Consider the following 18,513-nt stretch of genomic DNA (forward strand, 5'->3'; position numbering starts at 1 on the left):
TCCCCGCTGGCGGGGAGAGGGGATCAATGCCGGCGCAAATCCAGGGTCAGCGGAAATTCGCTCGAGCGCTCGGGGCGCGGCACTGTCATCGCCCCGGGCGTGTGGCCGTGTTCCTGGAAACGCGCCAGGCGGCGCGCCTCGGCCTCGTAGCTATTGATCGGGAACGTATCGTAATTGCGCCCTCCGGGATGGGCGACATGATAGACACAGCCGCCAAGGGAGCGGCCAGTCCAGGTATCGATGACATCAAAGGTCAACGGCGCATTGACGGGGAGCGTCGGATGCAGGCCATGCGCCGGCTTCCAGGCTTTATAGCGCACGCCTGCGACCGCTTCGCCGAAGGGTCCGGTCGGCGTCATCGGCAGCCGCCGGCCGTTGCAGGCGATGACATGGCGTCCCTCGATCAAGCCGTTGCATTTCACCTGCAGCCGTTCAACCGAGCTGTCGACATAGCGGACCGTGCCGCCGATGGCGCCCTCTTCGCCGAGCACATGCCAGGGCTCAAGCGCTTGGCGCAATTCGAGCCGCACCCCGCTCGGCTCGACCGTTCCATAGACGGGAAAGCGAAATTCGCGCTGCGCCTCGAACCACATAGGATCGAAATCGTAGCCGGCCTGCCTTAACGCGCCGAGCGTTTCGAGAAAATTTTGCCAGACGAAATGCGGCAGCATGAAGCGGTCATGCAGGGCCGTCCCCCAACGGACGAATTCGCCCTCCTGCGGTTCGCGCCAAAACCAAGCCAGAAGGCCGCGAAGCAGGAGTTGCTGGGCGAGGCTCATCCGCGCGTCGGGCGGCATTTCGAACGAGCGGAATTCGACGAGGCCCAGCCGGCCGGTCGGCCCGTCCGGCGAATAAAGCTTATCGATGCAGATTTCGGTGCGATGCGTATTGCCCGTCGAGTCGACGAGCAGGTTGCGGAAAAGCCGGTCGACGACCCACAGCGGCGCCGGCGCATCGCGCTTGGGTACGCTCGCAAGCGCGATCTCCAATTCATAGAGCTGATCGTGGCGCGCCTCGTCGAAGCGCGGCGCCTGGCTTGTCGGGCCGATGAAGAGGCCGGAGAAGAGATAGGACAATGCCGGGTGGCGCTGCCAATAGAGCACGACGCTTTTCAGCATGTCGGGGCGACGCAGGAAGGGGGAGTCCTGCGGCGTCGGGCCACCGAAGACGATGTGGTTGCCGCCGCCCGTACCGGTATGACGGCCATCGGTCATGAATTTTTCGGCGCCGAGCCGCGCCTGGCGGGCGTCTTCGTAAAGACCTCGGGTTGTCGCGACGGCGTCCGCCCAGCTCTTCGCCGGGTGGACATTGACCTCGATGACGCCGGGGTCTGGGGTCACTTTGATGACATCGAGGCGCGGATCGAAGGGCGGCGGATAGCCTTCGATGTGAACCGGCGTCTTCAGTGCGGCCGCAGCAGCTTCGACCGCCGCCAGCAGTTCGAGATAATCGGCGAGCGTCTCGGTCGGCGGCATGAAGACACAGATGATGCCGTCGCGCGGCTCGACCGAGAGCGCGGTCCGCACCGCGCCTTCGACGATCTGCTGTTCGACGCGCTCCTGCTGCGCCGTGTTGTCGGCTGCCACGCGCTCGAAATGCTGGCCGAGCTCGATCGGGTCCGGCAAAGCGTCGCGCTCCTCCAGCGGGTCTTGCGCGACGATGAAAGGGTAGGATGCCGGCGGCACCCAGGGCAGCGACGAGAGCGGCAGCCGGTAACCGACGGGGGAATCGCCCGGCACGAGAAACAGGCGGCCGCGGCGCAGCTTCCAGCGCTCGCTCGTCCAGCGCGGCCGTGCCTGCGCGTTCCAGCGCTGCACCGGCAAGACGAAACCCGATGCGCTGGTGAGGCCGCGCGCGAAGGTGCGGATCATGCGGTTACGCTCTTCCGCGTCTTCGATCTTGGGATCGAGCGGATCGGTATTGTCCGGCAGATTGCCTTCCTTGACGAGCCAGGTCGTCGGGTCCTCATAAGCGGCCAGAACGCAATCCGTGTCGATGCCGAGGCGCAGGGCGATTCCGGTGCTGAGTTTCTCGGCTTGCACGCGCAAAGCGTCTTCGGCGGCCGCATCGCGCGGCATCGCTTGAATTTCTTCGGCGGTGCGCGCCACCGGCACGCGGGCGATGAGCGAAGGATTCTTCCAGATCGGTTTGCCGTCTTTGCGCCAATAAAGCGCGAAGGCCCAGCGCGGCAATGTCTCGCCGGGATACCATTTGCCTTGGCCGTAATGCAGCATGCCGCCCGGCGCGAAACGCGCCCGCAGCCGGCGGATGAGATCGTCGGCGCGGCTGCGCTTGGTCGGACCGACCGCAGCCGTGTTCCATTCGGCCGCTTCGAAATCGTCGACCGCGACGAAGGTCGGCTCGCCGCCCATGGTCAGCTTCACGTCTTGCGCGGCGAGATCGGCGTCGATCTTTTTGCCGAGCGCATCGAGCTTGTCCCAGGCCTCCTCCGAGAAAGGCAAAGTGATGCGCGGCGCCTCGGCGACGCGGGTAACGTTCATATCGAAGGCGAAATCGACCTGCGCCGGCTCGACGGCGCCGGAGATCGGCGCGGCGGCGCGATAATGCGGGGTCGCGCACAGCGGAATATGCCCTTCGCCGCAGAAAAGGCCCGAGGTCGCATCCATGCCGATCCAGCCAGCGCCGGGAATATAGACTTCGGCCCAGGCATGCAGGTCGGTGAAATCGTGATCCGTGCCGCTCGGCCCTTCGAGCGGATCGATGTCGGCGCGCAACTGAATGAGATAGCCCGATACAAAACGCGCGGCGAGGCCGAGATGCCGCAAAATCTGCACAAGCAGCCAGGCCGAATCGCGGCACGAGCCTGAGGCATGCGTCAGCGTTTCCTCCGGCGTCTGCACGCCCGGCTCCATGCGGATCACATAGCGCACCGCTTTCTGCAAATTGGCATTGAGATCGACCAGAAAGGTAATCGTGTGGATCGGGCCTTTTGGCAGGTTCGCGATATAATCGGTCGCACGCGGCCCGAGCGGCTCGACTTCGAGATAAGGCGCAAGGTCCTTTTTGAGCTCGGGTTCGTAGGCGAACGGAAATTGCTCGGCATCGGGTTCGATAAAAAAATCGAACGGATTGATGACGGCGAGTTCCGCCGTGAGATCGACTTCGATCTTCAATTCATTGGTCTTCTCGGGAAAGACGAGCCGCGCCAGCCAGTTGCCGTGCGGGTCCTGCTGCCAATTGATGAAATGCTCCGCCGGCGTGATTTTCAGCGAATAGCTCGCGATCTTGGTGCGGCAATGCGGGGCGGGGCGCAGCCGGATGGTCTGCGGTCCGAGGCCGATCGGACGATCGTAACGATAATGCGTGACATGATGAATAGCGGCCGAGATCGTCAAAGGGCAGGTTCCGATATTGTCGCGGAGGCGCTCTAGCTTAGGAATGTGGCGGATGCCAAGCAATCGCCGCGCCGCGCGACGCCTCGTAACCTCTTGCCGCCTGCCCTTTCGCTAAGCGCCGCGGCACGGATATGGGCACGGACCGCGCTGTCGCCACAATCGGTCGCCATAAGCCTTTCATTGCAAAGGCGAAGGCCGATGAATTTTTTTCGTGTCATTGCCCCCATGCTTTGTCTTGCGGCGGCACTTCTTTGCGGCGCCACGGCATCCGCCACCGCGCCGACCGCGCCGGAACAGACACTGGTCTCGGGCTATAACAGCACCGGCCAACGGCTTTTTCAGGATCTCGCCAAGGCCCCCGACAATATCGTCCTCTCGCCCTATTCGGTCGGCAGCGCGCTCTCCATGGTGCTCGCCGGCGCGCGGGGCGACACGGCCAAAGCGATCGGCGATGCGCTGCAACTAAACCTGTCTCCCGCCGATCTCGCCGATGCGAATGCCGCCCTGATCGCAGACCTCAAATCAGCCAACGACAAGAACTCCGCGGTCCTGAACAGCGCCAATGCGCTCGCCGAAGTGAAACCAGATGTCGTGGACGCCGATTTCCGCAGCCTGCTGCAAAAACACTATGCAGCGGAGATATTCCCCGGCGATCTCAATGCAATCAACCGATGGATCGCGCAGAAGACCTCCGGAAAAATCAGCCATTTGCTCGATAGCCTGCCGGACGGGACCGGATTCGTCCTCGCCAATGCCGCCTATTTCAAAGCCTTTTGGCAATATCCTTTCGATAAGGCCGAGACCGAGAACGGCACCTTCCATCTGACCGCGGTGCGCGATGTTGAGGTGCCGATGATGCACGACGAGGACCATTTCGCACTGGTCAAAGGCAAGGACTTTAAAGCGATCCGCCTGCCCTATCGCTCCGCCGACGAACGGCTTGGCATGATCGTCGTCCTGCCAGACGCCATCGATGGCCTTGCCGCAGTGATCGCCGAACTTGGCCCGAAGCAGCTCGCCGACCTTTTCGCGGACTTCGGCAGCGCGGATTTTGCCGACGTGCAATTGCAACTGCCGCGTTTCCATACAGGCTATCGGGCAAGCCTCGCCGCGCCGCTCGAAAAGGTGGGCATGGGGCCGGCGTTCAACCTGCAGAAGGCAGATTTCAGCGGCATGACCGGGCGGCCGCCCGCGGAACTGCAGGTCGCGATCGCGGACGTGATCCACAATGCCGTCATCGACGTGAACGAGGAAAGCTCGGAAGCGGCGGCCGCAACCGCCGTTCCGATGGCCGCGACGGCGATGGCCCCGGTGAATCAGCCGCCGCCCGAGCCCTTCATCGTCGACCGGCCGTTTCTCTTTTTCATTGTGGATCAGAAAACCGGCGCGGTGCTGTTTCAAGGCCGGATCGTCGATCCGAGGCATTAGCGGACAGCGTCAGCCGCCGCCGGCCCTCGCGCGCAGCCGCGCAAGCAGATCGGCGCCGCCGATTCCGTCTGCCGGCGCGTCATGCGCTTCGATCTGAAAGGCATGGATCGCGTCGCGCGACGCCTGACCGAATTTTCCGTCGAAGGTGCCGTGATAGAGACCGAGTTTCGTCAAGAGCCTTTGGATTTCGATCTTGTCCCTGCGGCTCCAAAGCGTCTGGGTTCTGGGCCACGCCTTATGCAGACCGGGCCGCCCCATAATGCGGTCGCCAAGACAAGCGAGCGACAGCGCGTAGGAATCGGAATTGTTGTAAGCCTTCAAGACCCAATAATTGTCGCTAAGCAGAAAGGCCGGGCCACCGGCGCCGGCCGGCAAAAACAGCGTCGCTCGGCCGCGCGGCAGCGGCGCGCCGTCGGCGCTTTTGACTCCCGCCTCGGCAAAGTCGGCGAAATCGGCATGCAGCGTCTTGAAGCCGAAATCCCGCGGTACGATCACTTCGAGACCCCATGGGAGCGCCGGGTTCCAGCCTGAGGCACGGAGGAAATGTCCGATCGAGGCGAGCGTATCGGCGGGATCGTTCCAGATGTCCGGCGCGCCGCGACCGCGATAGCTCACCGCATATTTAAGATAGGCCGACGGCATGAATTGCGGATCGCCCATCGCTCCGGCCCAGGAGCCGATAAGCTTTGCGCGCGAAAGATCGCCGCTCTGCAGAATGACGAGCGCGCTCAAAAGCTCGTTGACGAAAAGGTCGGTGTCGCGGCGATGAAAGGCGAGCGTGGCGAGCGAGCGAATGACATCCTTGCCGCCGCGATCGCGGCCATAGTCGCTTTCCATGCCCCAGGCCGCGACGAGGATGCCGCGCGGGACGCCATACCGATGCGCGATCTCCGTAAGCGCGTTGGCATGGGCGGCAGCGAGCGTCCGTCCGCGCGTAATCCGCGTCGGCGAGACCGCTTCCTTGAAATAGGTTGAAAGCAGCCGCTCGAATTCCGGCTGCTTGCCGACCGCGACCGGGACGCTGGGGTCTTCGCTCAAATCGGCAAAAGCCTGCTCGAACGTCGCCCGGCTGATGCCCCGCGCCGCCGCCTGCGGCCAAAGACCTTCGAGGAAATTGTGAAACCCGCTTTGATCGGCTTTCGCCGGCGCGCCCGCAAGCGCGCAGAGGAATAGGCAGGCCACCCAGATGCCGAGCTTGGCAGCCAATCGCGTTTTCCGCATGTGCCGGTCGCACGCCTGCATCGCGACCGGTCAGACCTTATGAAAGGTCACGACGACCGCGGCGACCGTCGGACCACCGAGGTTGATGGTGGCGTGTTGCGAACGGCCGCGCGTCACCAGCGACAGCGGCGCCGTAAAGCCGATGCCCGATACAAGTGCCTGGATGACCGGGCCGCGGACGATACCTGTCAACGTGCCGGTGACGCCGCTCGACGCCTCATGCCACGTGCCTGACACTTTTCCGTCGATCTCGGTCACGTTGCTATTGACGTCGATAATATAGCTGTCGCTCGAACAACGCAGAATCTGCCGTAGGCTCTCGCCGGCCGCCGAAACAAAATAAATCGCGCGGCAGCGAAGTCTTTCGCGCGCGCCGCTCACCGTCAGCGTGCCGCTCCCGACCCAATTTCCGGCCAGAGGGGAAAACGGCCCCGCCTCGGATCCGCCGATGCCAAATGCCGCCAGCGCAACAAGCACGGTTGCAAAGCCCAGCGATCTGACACGGCCCATCCGAGCGCCTCCCCGATTGTACGCTGCTCTCATCATGATCGCGATCCCGATCCAGTCAATCGCAAATGTTTCGCGATCATCTTGGGAACGGTCAAGCCAAACGCCGTGGCGATGAAAACCAACGTCGCGCACCCAAGCCTGACGAGGTCGCTACCCCCATTGGCGATGCTACGATTGGGCGGCCTAGCGGCCTATCGGCGCAAATTGGTTCGTGCGACTTCAATCAATTCGTCACCGCGCCCATTGAGCACTGTCCTGAGCGCCCAGAGGCCAAATCCTTTCACCTGCTCGAGACCGATCGTCGGCGGCATCGCCAATTCCTGCGTCGCCGTCGTAACGTCGAGCAGCGCCGGCCCGTCATGCGCCAAGACATTTTTGATCCCGTCTTCAAGATCCGCTGGATCATCCACGCGGACGCCATGAATACCGATGGCGCGCGCCATCGCGGCGAAATCGACGCTCGCCAGGGAGACGCCGGTTTCGAGAAAGCCGGCTGCCTTCATCTCCAGCGCGACGAAGCCCAACGCCTTATTTTGGAAGACGACGATCTTGACCGAGAGCTTGTGCTGCACGAGCGTCAAAAAATCGCCCATCAGCATCGAAAAGCCGCCGTCGCCCGAGAGGCTGATGATCTGGCGGCCGGGGAACGCCACTTGCGCGCCGATTGCCTGCGGCATCGCATTGGCCATCGAGCCATGATTGAGCGAGCCGATCAACCGCCGCCGGCCGTTCATCGTCAGATAGCGCGCCGCCCAGACAGTCGGCGTGCCGACGTCGAAGGTGAAGACCGCATCGTCCGCTGCATGTTCGCTGATCAGTTTCGCGATCCGCTGCGGATGAATCCGCTTGTCGCCCGGTCGCGCGACGGCAAGATCGTCAAGGCCCGCGCGGGCCTTGCGATAATGCGCGAGGCTCTCATCGAGGTGGAAGCGGCCCGGCTTGTTGCGAAGCTTCGGCAAAAGCGCCGCGATCGTCGCGTTGACATCGCCGACGAGACCGAGGTCGATCCGGGTCCGCCGCCCGAGATTTTCCGGCCGTATGTCGATCTGCGCGATTTTGGCCTCGGTCGGATAGAACTGCCGGTAAGGAAAGTCCGTGCCGAGCAGCAACAGCGTGTCACAATCGAGCATGGCATGATAGCCGGAACTGAAGCCGATGAGCCCGGTCATGCCGACATCGAATGGATTGTCGTATTCGACATATTCCTTGCCGCCGAGGGCATGCACGATCGGCGATTTCAGCGTCTCGGCGAGGCGCATCAGCGCGTCATGCGCGCCAGCGCAGCCGCGGCCGCAAAACAAGGTCGTCTTTTCGCTCGCGTTAAGCAGCGCAGCCAATTCGTCGAGATCGTGCTCGCCCGGCACGACAACCGGCGGATTGGTCACAAGCGCCCGGCGCGTTGACGCTGCGCCCGCGACCTCTTTCAGCGCGATGTCGCCGGGAATGACGACAACCGCGACGCCGCGCTGGCCGACCGCAGCCCGGATTGCGGTTTCGATCACGCCCGGAAGCTGGCTTGGATTGGAGACGAGCTCGCAATAATGGCTGCATTCACGGAACAACAATTCCGGATGCGTCTCCTGAAAATAGCCGCGGCCGATCTCGGCGCTCGGGATATGCGCCGCAATGGCGAGCACCGGGACCCGCGAGCGATGACAATCGTAGAGCCCATTGATCAGATGCAAATTGCCTGGTCCGCAACTGCCGGCACAGACCGCAAGCTGGCCGGTGAGATGCGCGTCGGCGCCCGCCGCAAAAGCCGCCGCCTCCTCGTGCCGGGTATGAATCCATTGCATGTCGGCGCGCTTGCGCAGCGCGTCCGTCATGGCATTCAGACTGTCGCCGACGACACCATAGATGTGGCGAATACCCGCGGCATGCAGGCTTTCAATCGCAAGATCAGCGGCCCTATAGGTTGCCATGATTACACCTTCGCTCCGGCACGCGGCGCTGTTCTGCCGGCAACCGATACGGTTAAGCTTCAGATCGACGCTGCCGGCAAACTCGCAACGAAGTTTGACAGAACGGCGACAGCGGCACCGCGCGAGCTTAGCGGCAACGGATCGGCGAAACCAAGAGCGGGGACAAAAAGAACGTTATCGTGAGGCGATCCGCTTGGCACATCGCCGCCTCGTCCGAAGCTTTGCCGGCAGGTCGCTCAAGGCAGGCCGGCTGTCATCGTGCCTCCGGGCCGCTGCACCTCAGAATGACGAGCGATTTGATCCAGCGCAAACCCCCGGATAAAGGAGGTCGTTAATGTCGTCACACGATATTTTATGGGCATAAAGGCGCGGAGGCCATAGACCCGTGAATGACGTTAATCTGGCTCGCGCGCTGCATGTGCTTGCGGTGGTCATCTGGATCGGCGGCGTCAGCATGGCAACGACAATCGTCCTGCCCGCGGTCCGTCGCGGCGATCTTGGCGCGGACCGGCTGAAGGCGTTCCGGGCTGTTGAGCATCGCTTCGTGTGGCAAGCGCGCATTGCGATACTGGTCGTGGGGCTGAGCGGCTTCTATATGATCGTGCGGCAGGATCTATGGGACCGCTTCGGATCGCCGGCATTTTGGTGGATGCACGCGATGGCAGGCGTGTGGGTGTTGTTTGCCCTGATCTTGTTCGTCGCAGAACCGCTCGTTCTGCACAGGTCTTTTCAGCGCTGGGCATCGACGCAACCCGACCGTGCCCTGGCCTGGCTGCAGAAGGCTCATTACTTGCTCCTCGCCCTCGCCGTTGTGACGATCCTCGGTGCCGTCGCGGGAAGCTGGGGTGGCGCTCTTTTCTGAAACCGAAGCAGATCAAGCCGTGAGAATCAGCAGGCCACGTTCGCAACGAATCATCAGCGAGGCAAGCCTATGTCCCCAAGCGCTCCGGATATCCGCTTGAAGCGAGCCTATGACGACCCGAGCCATGAGGACGGCACGCGCGTTCTCGTCGACCGGCTTTGGCCACGCGGACTTCGCAAGGAATCGGCGCAGCTCGCCCTCTGGCTGAAGGAGATCGCACCGACGCCGGATTTGCGTCGCTGGTTTAGCCATGATCCGGCGCGTTTCGACGAGTTTTCGCGTCGCTACCGCGCCGAACTGGCGGCGAATAAGGATACGGTGGGGCGCCTCGATGATCTCTTGAAACGCGGCCGCGTGACCTTGCTCTATGCCGCGAGCGACACCGCCCACAATCATGCGCTTGTTCTGGCCGATTTTCTGCGCACGCACTGGCGAAGCCATGCAAGTTAACGGCTTTCGCTTGCCATCGATCGAGACTGTTAGGAAGACTCCAAATTTGTTAGGGATGCCCAGATGAATGATGAATTCCGTAGCGCGCACGAACGCCGCGCGGCCATGATCGAGACAGTAAAATCGACGACCGGGATTGATGAACGGATGATCGAAATGCTCGTCCGCGCCTTCTATGCCCGCGTCCGTCAAGATCCGCTCATCGGGCCTGTGTTTGACGCCCGCATCGCCGATTGGGAACCGCACCTGCAGCAAATGTTCGCCTTCTGGTCATCGCTGACGTTGCAAAGCGGACGATACCACGGCCAGCCGATGGCAAAGCATCTGCCCCTGCCTGTCGATGCGCAGCATTTCGACCGCTGGCTCGCCCTCTTCGAAGAAACGGCGCGCGATCTCTGTCCACCGGCCGCCGCCGACCTTTTTATCGACCGCGCGCGCCGCGTCGCGGAAAGCTTGGAACTTGGCATTGCCGGAGCGCGCGGCGTTTTTCTGCGCAAGGGGGAGCGCTATCAACGCGCGTCATGAAACCCGGCTCAGCTAAGAAATCTCCTACCGGCGCGCGAGCTTCCGCGGATCGATTGAGACAATCGCCCGCCGGCCCCCAATGCTTACAAGACGGGATCGCCGAAAGCATCGACCACGAACGACCGTTCGCTCCTCTCGGCTGCGTCGAGAGGTTCAATTCTGACCTCGTCATAGCCCCCGAGAAGAGGTTCGACCAATATCTGGAGACGCGTGCGCAAACGGTAGAACTCCTCCCAATCCGGCGAGCCCATTTCTGTTGCGAGCGGCGTATAGACGGTGAGAATGCGCTTGGATTGACCGTCTATGTCGATCTTCGCACGCGCAATATGGGGGATACGAAGTTCAATCATCGCGGCTCGCTGCCCCTGCATGCCAAATCGACGAGCGGGATTGCTAAAGGTTCCGCAGCGTTTATTTTATGGTTTATACCGGGTTAGGACGCAGAGGCACCTTTGCGGAAAATGCAACTGCAAATCATATCGACCATCGCTAAAATAACAGAATCCGGATATTCTTTTTTCTTTTTTTAATCGCCTCGCGACATAATGAGATGTCAGCCGACGTCCAGGAACGGACATGATCCCCAAGGACTTGCGCGTGCCGACCCTGATGGTTTTCGCGATAGGCGCGCTGTATTCGCTTGCGCTGCCCGCGCTTCGCGTCCCGCGAGAAGTCATGCAGGCGACGCGGCTTCAGCAATGGACTGACGCGACGACGCCGGAGGCGAAAGCAAAGGCGCAAGCCTTCACCGAGTGTCTGAACTCTGATCCGTGCATCGACAAGAAGGGCGAATGCACCCCGTCGGAAGCGGATATACGGCGCTCGCTTTACATCGAAGCGGCGTGCGAGCGGATCTATTGTCCCGCAGGTGGTCATTTGACCGACGAAGGCTGCGTGCGCTGATAGCGCTGAACGATCGATGACAACGGCATATCGCTAAAATTTGACCGTCGCCATCCACACCCCCGAAACTATGGATTTCTAACATCGACGGGCCAGGCAACTCATGTGAGCCGACTTGAGGTTTCCCATGCGCGAACTGCGGAGAGTTGACGTCGCTTATACGGAAGGCCATTGGTTTGCCGACATCAAGCACGCCAATGAGCCGATCGATTGCGGCAGCCTTCAAGAGCTGATCGACGCCATACAGCAGACGCGGCCGGAAGAAGCGCTGTTATTCATCGTCGATCAAACAACACTCGATTGTTTCGAGGACGCAGCCTGGGAATTTTTGCGCGCCGGTAAAAATTTCAACGGATCGCTGCTCATTTCTTCGGTGCAGGAATTCTAGGCTGCAGAGAGGACACGCCCCGTTGCGTTCCGGGCACCGCATCCCTCAGTGAGAGATGAACAGCGGTACAGTTGACGTTTCAAGAAAATTGACGGTCACGCCTCCAAGAAAATATTCCCGCCATCGAGAATGACCGAACGCGCCCATGACGGTCAAATCCGGCCCGACGGTCCGGACAAAGGCTTGAAGGGTCTCTCCAATGTCGGAACTGGCCGGCAATTCCGACAACCTCAACGAGCCGCGACAATGGCGGCTGAGATGTGCGGCCAAATCCGCACCCGCCGCCGTTTCCTTCGATTCTGTGCTGACGCAGGCGATGTCTATAGTCTTGGCTCGCTTCAAAAACGGTATCGCATCGCCGACAGCACGCGCGGCCTCGCGACTTGCGTCCCATGCCACGACCACATGTTCGAACGAACATCCCGAATCCCATTCCGGCGGAATGATTATGATCGGGCGCCCCGATTCAAACAAAAGGCTTTCGAAAATACTTTGCGATGTCGCCAACGTGCCGACGGGCTTGGGAAGGACGATGACGTCTTTCGTGCGCGCGATATTCAGAAAATTTTCACGCATTTGCGCAAGGGCCGCATTGACGACCCGACAATCTGCCGTAATGCCAGCCAGACGAGCCCCCACCTCGATTTGATTCATCTCGGAAGTGGCTATTCGTCGCCTTTCCGAATTCACCTGCTCGAGCAGTCCGCCAATTTCGGCGACGAGCCGCCCCGAAGGGATATCGAGCGCGATCGTTGCGATATCGACAGTAAGATGCGCGCCTTCTTGGCTGCAGAGTGTGTTGGCGTAATATACCGCAGCGCGAGAGATGGGATCTTCTTCTACTACGATGTTGAGATAAACTGACCTCAACCGCGAGTCTAATTGCTCTCCGTCGAATGAGTTCATCAAGCGCCCCAATTTGTTTTCGCAAATCTCTCTTTGGCTAGCGAATTCGTCCTATCATTCCATGATATGAATCAATTCTCGGCGATGCGCTTGCCGAAAGCGGCGCCTGGCCATTAGACGCAACGGCCAGGCGCAGAGTGAGAACGTCTTCTGAATTTAGCCAGCCGCATGCTGCGCCTGGAGTTCGACCGCCGAGGAATTTGGCGCATCTCCGGAGGGGCGATGAGTTATTTCGCATGCACCGCACATTGCACGACGGCACGGTTTGCGAACGTCGACCGACAGGAATGATCCACGGCCGGTGCAGTCAAGTTGGCGAACGCGATCAACATAGCGAAGCCAGCAACGACCACGGCGAAGATCGCATGGACGGAAACCTCGTGAGCGTGGCTTCCTGACATCGTCAAAACAGATTTCATTTTTACCTCCAATTCTGGAATGACAGCCAGAACGTGGAGGTCGAAACATAAAAATTCGATCGGGGTGGAAGAGACCGAAAATAAAAAATGCATAGCATCGAGTCTGATGTTCTTTGGTTCGTCCGCGATGGCACACGCGACCGCAACAGAGGCGATGTTGCCTCGTCCCGAAACCCCATTGATGCACCGAGGATGGCGGCGCATTGGTCTTGCGCTCTGCGTGGATACGTTACCGTCCGCTAACGTGCTCGATAAAAGCGAGACGCCGGCCGCCGCAATGCAGCATCAAAGTCACTTGAATAAAATTTTCCCCGTGCTATCGGGACTCGGAATCGACATTTTATCTTGGCATTTTTTTTTTGGGATACTTGGCACGGATGAAACTTTCCATCGACTTGAGACATATTGCGAAGGCCGACTTGGACGTAAGCGAAACCGGGCGGCGGGTGCTCACTGTCTATACGCCGCTTTCGATAGTCTCCGGCTCTGCGGATTTTGATCAGTTTCGTATCTTGCAGGCCGAATTATTGCGCTTTCTGGAGCCCCTGGTCGAATACGATGAGATTAGGATTCGATCGTTGCGGCCCGAAGAGGCAGCGGACCCGGTAGTTTTGCGCACGGGCCGCGACAAACGCCCCGGGCGAAGCTGGCTTTAGCAGAACGCGCCTGTCTTTTCAGGTCGGTGACGGCATCAAAAGAGAAGGATCCCTCCTGGAAAGGGACCGTCTGTGCGGTGGTCCTGAGAAAGTCAGGCTGATCATTCGTCCTGCATGCTCCCACACCCTGCCAAGATAAAGGCAGGCCCCAATTGACAAAGATCAACGCAAGCGGCGCTCTGTCTTCAAAACTCAAAAGGGGCCGTTCCGAAGCGGAGTCGTAAAGATCAATGTCCGAAACCTCCTGGCTCAGGCTTGGGATAGCGGTCGCACTGGGGCTGCTTATCGGACTTGAGCGCGAGAGAAGCAAAGGCGTGGGGCAAGCGCGCCGAGCGGCGGGCGTGCGCACCTTCGCTCTTGCGACATTGCTCGGCGCGCTTTCATTTTATGTTGGCGGCATTTTTTTGTTGGTCGCAGTCGTGTTGGCTATCGCCGCTTTCTCCGGCCTGTCCTACTCGCTCAACCGCAACGACGACCCTGGGTTGACGACAGAGGTCGGCTTGGTATTGGCGCCCGTGATCGGCGGTTGCACTATGATCGATCCGGTCTTGTCCGCTGCAACGGCAGCCGTTGTTGCCGTATTGTTCGCGGCGAAGGCGCCGCTGCATGCCTTTATAAGCGGCGTATTGACCGAAGCCGAGATGGTCGACGGGCTCATTTTCGCCGTCGCAACCTTAGCTATTTGGCCGCATTTGCCCAATCGCTACATGGGGCCGTTCGACGCACTCAATCCGCACAATATCTGGCTTCTGTTCGTATTGATGCTCGCGATCAGCGCCTCGGGCTATATCGCAGCACGGGTGTTTGGCACGCGTTACGGGTTGGCACTCGCCGGCCTTGCATCTGGCTTCGTTTCGAGCACCGCGACAATTGGATCTATGGCGGGGCTCGCCGCGCGTTCTCCGGCAGCGCTTGATGCCGCCGTCGCCGGTGCGGCCTTTTCGAGTGTGGCTACTCCGATACAACTGGCGTTGCTTCTTTTCGCCATCAGCAAGCCTGATCTGCGCGTTATGGCGCCGTCGCTCTTCGCTGCCGGCCTTGCCGCGCTGATCTATGCGTTTTTCTTCGCGTTTCGTGCGCCGCGGACAAAGGATGATCTTGCATTGGGGCGGGAGCGCCCTTTGCGCCTGATGACCGCCTTAAGTCTGGTGACGACGATCGCCGGGATGATGTTGCTCACCGCATTTCTCAAGAGCCGTTTCGGCGATGCCGGCGTTCTCGCGGGCGCCGCTGTGGCTGGCCTGATCGACGCTCATTCTGCAGCTCTTTCGGTCGCCTCTTTGTCGGCCTCCGGAAGACTGGAGGCTCACCTCGCGTTATGGCCCATCCTCATTGCTTTCACGACCAATGCGCTCTCGAAAATCGTCGTCGCTGCCACCACCGGCTTCGGCCGTTTCGCAATTCGGCTTATCCCGGGCATCGTGATTTCGACCGCGGCCGCATGGCTCGCTGGATGGCTTGTCCCGGTCTAGAAATTTGCAATGTCGTCGTTTGGTTGGGGTGGACTGTTAATTAGAATTATTCTAAATAGGGTTATGCGCTACGATTCAAAAACGATCGCCCTCCACTGGGCAACGGTCGCCCTTGTTCTCATTCTTTGGACCATCGGACAAACCGCCGATATGCTCCCCCGTGGACCATGGCGGGGCGCTTATTGGTCGTTGCACTTTTTCCTAGGCTTCGTTTTCGTCGCCGTCCTGCTCCTGCGCATTTTCTGGCGCAGCGGTCGAGGAACGCGGCTACCGCCGGCGGATAAAGGCATTCTCCGCACGCTCGCGATCAGTACGCACTATCTTCTCTATGCATTGCTCGTCATCGTCGCGCTTCTCGGGATTGCCAATGCGTTCGCGCATGGCGTTTCGATATTCGGTTTGATCAAGCTGCCGCGTTTGGCTGACCATGCCGTCGCCGAGTCGCTCACCGACATCCACGGACTGGCTGCAAATGGTTTGCTTGCCATCGCTGCACTTCATGCGGCGGCCGCCTTGGTGCATCATTACCTTTGGCGCGACAGCGTTCTCGAACGGATGATGCCGGGAGATGCTTCGCGCCTCAAATGACGAAGCGGGGTTTCTGCCGTGCCCAATCCGACACTAAACTTTCATGAACGCCGGGCCTTTGGCGTCCTGCTGACTTCATTTCGGAGCCTCACTTGATGCAAGCGTCGCGCGAGCAGCATCTGATCGCAAGAATCGGCTGGTTACGGGCCGCCGTGCTTGGCGCGAACGACGGGATCATATCGACGGGAAGCCTCATGTTGGGCGTCGCCGTAGCCGCGACATCGCCCGGACAGATTTTCCTCGCCGGCCTTGCGGGTTTGGTGGCGGGCGCCATGTCGATGGCCGCCGGCGAATTCGTCTCGGTCAACTCGCAAAGCGATACGGAGAAAGCCGAGCTCAAACGCGAAAGCGAGGAGCTGGCCGAAAATCCTGAATTCGAAAAAAACGAGCTGGCCCAAATTTACGTCGAGCGTGGGCTCTCGCCCGAACTCGCACAGCAGGTCGCCGCGCAATTGATGGCGAAGGATGCCCTCGCGGCCCATGCGCGGGACGAGTTGGGAATGACCGAAGTGAGCGAAGCGCGACCGCTTCAAGCGGCCCTCGCCTCGGCAGTTACCTTCGCCGCTGGGGCTGCCATCCCCTTCATCACGGCGCTGCTCAGTCCGCCGCACGCCGTCCTCTATCTGATTCCGGCGGTGTCGATCGTCGCGCTGGCCGCATTGGGGGCGCTCGGCGCCAAGCTTGGCGGCGCCGCGATTCTAAAGCCGACAGCCCGGGTTGCTTTCTGGGGCGCGTTCGCCATGGCGGTTACGGCCGGCGTCGGTGCGCTTGTCGGACATTCGGTATAGATTCGCGGACGGCCGAAGCTGTCGTACGGCGCCGCCGGAAAGCCGGGTTGCGCCGCCTCCGCTTTTTGATCCGCCATTCGCGGTTATTTCCATTCGCGGCTATTTTCAATGCGGCAGTGTCCGATTGGATATCATGCAACGCGCCGAGACAATTGCCTCCCATTCTCAATCAAGCCAATAGATCGGATAGGTTTCGGTCCCCAGGTAATAACCGCCGAGCCCGATCGTCGATCTGCGGCGCACCGTGCGGCTGCCGAGATCATAATATTCGTCCATTTTAAGATTGGCTTCCCGGGCCGCGATCTCCTGGGCATGTCAGGTCTTCAATGCCTGCATCATGACGCGGTCAGTCGCGATCGCCTCGATGGCAGCGTTGCTCTGGTGCTCGTTCATGATCTGCACCTTCCTCTCGAGGATGTCGCATGACCGATCGTCGTATGGGGCGTTCGCTGGGGAGCTATTCGCGGCCTTCAGCACGAATTGCGCCTTCGTCCCGTTGGCAAAGGTCAGCACGAGGGTAACAGGCAACCTCTCGATGTTTTGGGCCCATACGCACTGATCTTGCACCTGGAGATAGACGTTGCTGCATTCAGGGCCCGCGCAGGGCGGTTGCGGCTCGATTGCCGCTGGAGGGACGGGAGGGGCCTGCGCCGCCGGCGCAGGAGTCGCAATAAGCCCGGGAATGAGGCAATCCGTTTCATCATAACCAACCTCGCAGCCCCGATCTGCCGTCAGATGTCATGCTGAGTGAAGCGGCGGCACGTCGCTCATTGGTTCTACGCGGAGCAGAAGCTTGCCGGCAGCCCCCGATCGGATACTGGCGCGCCCCCGCTGGGCCCCATTCCCTTTTATAAAGCCAGCTCAAGCCTCGCAGGTGATCATTTCACTTCGAAAAGATGCTCGGCCCAACTATACTGGACGGAAAAAATTGGGAGGTTGTCGTGGACAATAGTTTCGACCGATGGGTCACAAAATTTCCTTTTGTAAAGAAGCTTAGCGACGAAGATTTCGCAAGGATCGCAAGCGTCACGAGTTTTGCCAAGCTCTATCCAGGACAGATCGCGTATCAAGAGGAATGGGAATGCCCTAACTATATTATGTGTGTTGATGGCCGCACCCGGGTGTTTAAGACTAACCCATCTGGGCGCGAAGTTCTCATCTACAAGGTGGAGGGCGGCGGAACGTGCATGCTGACGACCCAATGCCTCCTCTCTGGCAGCAATTTTCCTGCAGAAAGCGTTGCGGAGGAGCCGACCGAATTAGCGGTCCTCCCAAAGGCTCATTTCCATAACTTCATGTCAACGATCCCTGAATTTCGGGATTTTGTGCTGACCGACTACACGCGACTCCTAGGTTCAGTCTTTTCGCTTATTGATTCCGTTGCCTTCTCGACAGTCGAACAACGGTTGGCGCGCCGTATTCTTGTGGATGCGGGAGAAAGCCGAACAATCGAAAAAACTCATCGTGAACTGGCTGCCGACATCGGTAGCGTTCGAGAGATTGTCAGCCGTCATCTCGGCGATTGGGAGCGCAGCGGATGGGTCAGGAGTTCGCGCGGCAAGTTGGAGATTCTGGATAGACGAGCGCTGGCTTCGCGCGAGTCGGCTCATTAGCATTTAAAATGGACGCGCCGACTCTTGCGTATTTCTTTGGCTTGGTGACTTTGGTTACCGACACGAAGTCGTATTGCTGCGAAACTGAATCTTCATTGGAAAAACAGCTTCGGAGATCGAAGATGAAAATGATTCCGGTTGCATCCGCAATCGCGGCAGTCACGTTGCTAGGGTTTACGGGCGTAGCGCTTGCTGTGACTGGAGAGTTTGGTGGCATGTGTACGGAAGGTTTAGCGCAGCATCAAAAAGTGCAGACTGACTGTTCCGTCTACGCGACTTACAACGGCAAGACCTACTGCTTCGGCAACCAGAAGGCGGAATTGACCTTCTTCCAAGACCCCGCCGGAAACCTCGCAAAGGCTGAAGCTTTCTACAAGGAGATTAGCAAGTAACGTCTGCAATGCGCTGTAGTCGATTACGCTTCAGCCAAAAGCCCCGCCCATGCGACCGAGCGGGGCTTTGAATTTTCCTACATACCGCCACGGCTGCTACGCGTCGTCTGATGC

Annotated in this window: 20 protein-coding genes; 12 read left to right on the top strand and 8 right to left on the bottom strand. The window is 60.1% G+C overall.

Annotated features, from left to right (window positions below):
- Positions 1-23: 23 nt before the first annotated feature.
- Positions 24-3,356 carry a DUF2126 domain-containing protein gene (locus Q0025_RS10770; RefSeq protein ID WP_297298878.1) on the bottom strand — a complete coding sequence of 1,111 codons (3,333 nt, stop codon included), beginning with the start codon at positions 3,354-3,356 and terminating at the stop codon, positions 24-26.
- Between the two features lie 198 nt (positions 3,357-3,554).
- On the opposite strand from Q0025_RS10770, the gene Q0025_RS10775 reads away from it, so the two are divergent.
- On the top strand, positions 3,555-4,784 hold the full coding sequence (locus Q0025_RS10775) for a serpin family protein (protein WP_297298880.1): 1,230 nt from the start codon (positions 3,555-3,557) through the stop codon (positions 4,782-4,784).
- Positions 4,785-4,793: 9 nt separating this feature from the next.
- On the opposite strand, the gene Q0025_RS10780 is transcribed toward Q0025_RS10775, so the two are convergent.
- From Q0025_RS10780 to poxB, 3 genes are all read right to left on the bottom strand, one after another.
- Entirely contained in the window at positions 4,794-5,990 is a 1,197-nt protein-coding gene (locus Q0025_RS10780) for a lytic murein transglycosylase (RefSeq protein ID WP_297298882.1), read from the bottom strand.
- A 45-nt stretch (positions 5,991-6,035) separates the two neighbouring features.
- Complete coding sequence (locus tag Q0025_RS10785; RefSeq protein WP_297298884.1) at positions 6,036-6,515, bottom strand: hypothetical protein; 480 nt, start codon at positions 6,513-6,515, stop codon at positions 6,036-6,038.
- Between the two features lie 191 nt (positions 6,516-6,706).
- Positions 6,707-8,437, bottom strand: coding sequence for a ubiquinone-dependent pyruvate dehydrogenase (poxB, locus tag Q0025_RS10790; RefSeq protein WP_297298886.1), 1,731 nt, complete (start codon positions 8,435-8,437; stop codon positions 6,707-6,709).
- 385 nt (positions 8,438-8,822) lie between these two features.
- On the opposite strand from poxB, the gene Q0025_RS10795 reads away from it, so the two are divergent.
- From Q0025_RS10795 to Q0025_RS10805, 3 genes are all read left to right on the top strand, one after another.
- Positions 8,823-9,299 (top strand): hypothetical protein, encoded by a 477-nt coding sequence (locus tag Q0025_RS10795; RefSeq protein WP_297298888.1) that lies wholly within the window; start codon positions 8,823-8,825, stop codon positions 9,297-9,299.
- 69 nt (positions 9,300-9,368) lie between these two features.
- A complete protein-coding gene (locus tag Q0025_RS10800; RefSeq protein WP_297298890.1) occupies positions 9,369-9,749 on the top strand; it encodes a DUF488 domain-containing protein in 381 nt (126 codons plus the stop codon).
- 63 nt (positions 9,750-9,812) lie between these two features.
- Positions 9,813-10,274: a group III truncated hemoglobin gene (locus Q0025_RS10805; RefSeq protein ID WP_297298892.1), complete on the top strand. Its 462-nt coding sequence runs from the start codon at positions 9,813-9,815 to the stop codon at positions 10,272-10,274.
- Between the two features lie 83 nt (positions 10,275-10,357).
- Here Q0025_RS10805 and Q0025_RS10810 read toward each other — a convergent pair whose 3' ends face one another.
- Positions 10,358-10,624 (bottom strand): hypothetical protein, encoded by a 267-nt coding sequence (locus tag Q0025_RS10810; protein ID WP_297298894.1) that lies wholly within the window; start codon positions 10,622-10,624, stop codon positions 10,358-10,360.
- A 241-nt stretch (positions 10,625-10,865) separates the two neighbouring features.
- Here Q0025_RS10810 and Q0025_RS10815 point away from each other — a divergent pair, with 241 nt between their 5' ends.
- A complete protein-coding gene (locus tag Q0025_RS10815; RefSeq protein WP_297298896.1) occupies positions 10,866-11,177 on the top strand; it encodes a hypothetical protein in 312 nt (103 codons plus the stop codon).
- Between the two features lie 127 nt (positions 11,178-11,304).
- Positions 11,305-11,565, top strand: coding sequence for a hypothetical protein (locus Q0025_RS10820; protein WP_297298898.1), 261 nt, complete (start codon positions 11,305-11,307; stop codon positions 11,563-11,565).
- Positions 11,566-11,610: 45 nt separating this feature from the next.
- Here the strand turns inward: Q0025_RS10820 and Q0025_RS10825 are convergent, their stop codons facing one another.
- Together Q0025_RS10825 and Q0025_RS10830 are read right to left on the bottom strand one after the other, a co-directional pair.
- The gene (locus Q0025_RS10825) at positions 11,611-12,471 is read right to left on the bottom strand and encodes a universal stress protein (protein ID WP_297298900.1); all 861 of its coding nucleotides are present in this window, start codon (positions 12,469-12,471) and stop codon (positions 11,611-11,613) included.
- Between the two features lie 227 nt (positions 12,472-12,698).
- Positions 12,699-13,094, bottom strand: coding sequence for a hypothetical protein (locus Q0025_RS10830; protein WP_297298903.1), 396 nt, complete (start codon positions 13,092-13,094; stop codon positions 12,699-12,701).
- Positions 13,095-13,267: 173 nt separating this feature from the next.
- On the opposite strand from Q0025_RS10830, the gene Q0025_RS10835 reads away from it, so the two are divergent.
- The 4 genes from Q0025_RS10835 (at position 13,268) to Q0025_RS10850 (ending at position 16,394) form a co-directional block, all read left to right on the top strand.
- Positions 13,268-13,546, top strand: a complete 279-nt coding sequence (locus tag Q0025_RS10835) for a hypothetical protein (protein WP_297298905.1) — start codon at positions 13,268-13,270, stop codon at positions 13,544-13,546.
- Between the two features lie 230 nt (positions 13,547-13,776).
- Positions 13,777-15,018: an MgtC/SapB family protein gene (locus tag Q0025_RS10840; protein WP_297298908.1), complete on the top strand. Its 1,242-nt coding sequence runs from the start codon at positions 13,777-13,779 to the stop codon at positions 15,016-15,018.
- A gap of 9 nt (positions 15,019-15,027) precedes the next feature.
- A complete protein-coding gene (locus Q0025_RS10845) occupies positions 15,028-15,606 on the top strand; it encodes a cytochrome b/b6 domain-containing protein (RefSeq protein WP_297298911.1) in 579 nt (192 codons plus the stop codon).
- Positions 15,607-15,701: 95 nt separating this feature from the next.
- Entirely contained in the window at positions 15,702-16,394 is a 693-nt protein-coding gene (locus tag Q0025_RS10850; protein WP_297298920.1) for a VIT family protein, read from the top strand.
- Between the two features lie 315 nt (positions 16,395-16,709).
- Here Q0025_RS10850 and Q0025_RS10855 read toward each other — a convergent pair whose 3' ends face one another.
- A complete protein-coding gene (locus Q0025_RS10855; RefSeq protein WP_297298913.1) occupies positions 16,710-16,922 on the bottom strand; it encodes a hypothetical protein in 213 nt (70 codons plus the stop codon).
- Between the two features lie 413 nt (positions 16,923-17,335).
- Here Q0025_RS10855 and Q0025_RS10860 point away from each other — a divergent pair, with 413 nt between their 5' ends.
- Positions 17,336-18,007 (top strand): Crp/Fnr family transcriptional regulator, encoded by a 672-nt coding sequence (locus tag Q0025_RS10860; protein ID WP_297298915.1) that lies wholly within the window; start codon positions 17,336-17,338, stop codon positions 18,005-18,007.
- Between the two features lie 8 nt (positions 18,008-18,015).
- Positions 18,016-18,399 (top strand): hypothetical protein, encoded by a 384-nt coding sequence (locus Q0025_RS10865; RefSeq protein WP_297298918.1) that lies wholly within the window; start codon positions 18,016-18,018, stop codon positions 18,397-18,399.
- The last annotated feature ends 114 nt before the right edge of the window (positions 18,400-18,513 follow it).

It is taken from the genome of uncultured Methylovirgula sp. (assembly GCF_947646745.1).
In the GTDB taxonomy this organism is placed as follows: domain Bacteria; phylum Pseudomonadota; class Alphaproteobacteria; order Rhizobiales; family Beijerinckiaceae; genus Methylovirgula.

What these genes read in the sequence shown, in the direction of transcription:
- Q0025_RS10775 (WP_297298880.1), top strand. Translation starts at nt 3,555, where the DNA reads ATGAATTTTTTTCGTGTCATTGCCCCCATGCTTTGTCTTGCGGCGGCA.
- Q0025_RS10785 (WP_297298884.1), bottom strand. Translation starts at nt 6,515, where the DNA reads ATGGGCCGTGTCAGATCGCTGGGCTTTGCAACCGTGCTTGTTGCGCTG.
- poxB (WP_297298886.1), bottom strand. Translation starts at nt 8,437, where the DNA reads ATGGCAACCTATAGGGCCGCTGATCTTGCGATTGAAAGCCTGCATGCC.
- Q0025_RS10800 (WP_297298890.1), top strand. Translation starts at nt 9,369, where the DNA reads ATGTCCCCAAGCGCTCCGGATATCCGCTTGAAGCGAGCCTATGACGAC.
- Q0025_RS10805 (WP_297298892.1), top strand. Translation starts at nt 9,813, where the DNA reads ATGAATGATGAATTCCGTAGCGCGCACGAACGCCGCGCGGCCATGATC.
- Q0025_RS10810 (WP_297298894.1), bottom strand. Translation starts at nt 10,624, where the DNA reads ATGATTGAACTTCGTATCCCCCATATTGCGCGTGCGAAGATCGACATA.
- Q0025_RS10820 (WP_297298898.1), top strand. Translation starts at nt 11,305, where the DNA reads ATGCGCGAACTGCGGAGAGTTGACGTCGCTTATACGGAAGGCCATTGG.
- Q0025_RS10825 (WP_297298900.1), bottom strand. Translation starts at nt 12,471, where the DNA reads ATGAACTCATTCGACGGAGAGCAATTAGACTCGCGGTTGAGGTCAGTT.
- Q0025_RS10830 (WP_297298903.1), bottom strand. Translation starts at nt 13,094, where the DNA reads ATGCGCCGCCATCCTCGGTGCATCAATGGGGTTTCGGGACGAGGCAAC.
- Q0025_RS10835 (WP_297298905.1), top strand. Translation starts at nt 13,268, where the DNA reads ATGAAACTTTCCATCGACTTGAGACATATTGCGAAGGCCGACTTGGAC.
- Q0025_RS10840 (WP_297298908.1), top strand. Translation starts at nt 13,777, where the DNA reads ATGTCCGAAACCTCCTGGCTCAGGCTTGGGATAGCGGTCGCACTGGGG.
- Q0025_RS10845 (WP_297298911.1), top strand. Translation starts at nt 15,028, where the DNA reads ATGTCGTCGTTTGGTTGGGGTGGACTGTTAATTAGAATTATTCTAAAT.
- Q0025_RS10850 (WP_297298920.1), top strand. Translation starts at nt 15,702, where the DNA reads ATGCAAGCGTCGCGCGAGCAGCATCTGATCGCAAGAATCGGCTGGTTA.
- Q0025_RS10865 (WP_297298918.1), top strand. Translation starts at nt 18,016, where the DNA reads ATGGACGCGCCGACTCTTGCGTATTTCTTTGGCTTGGTGACTTTGGTT.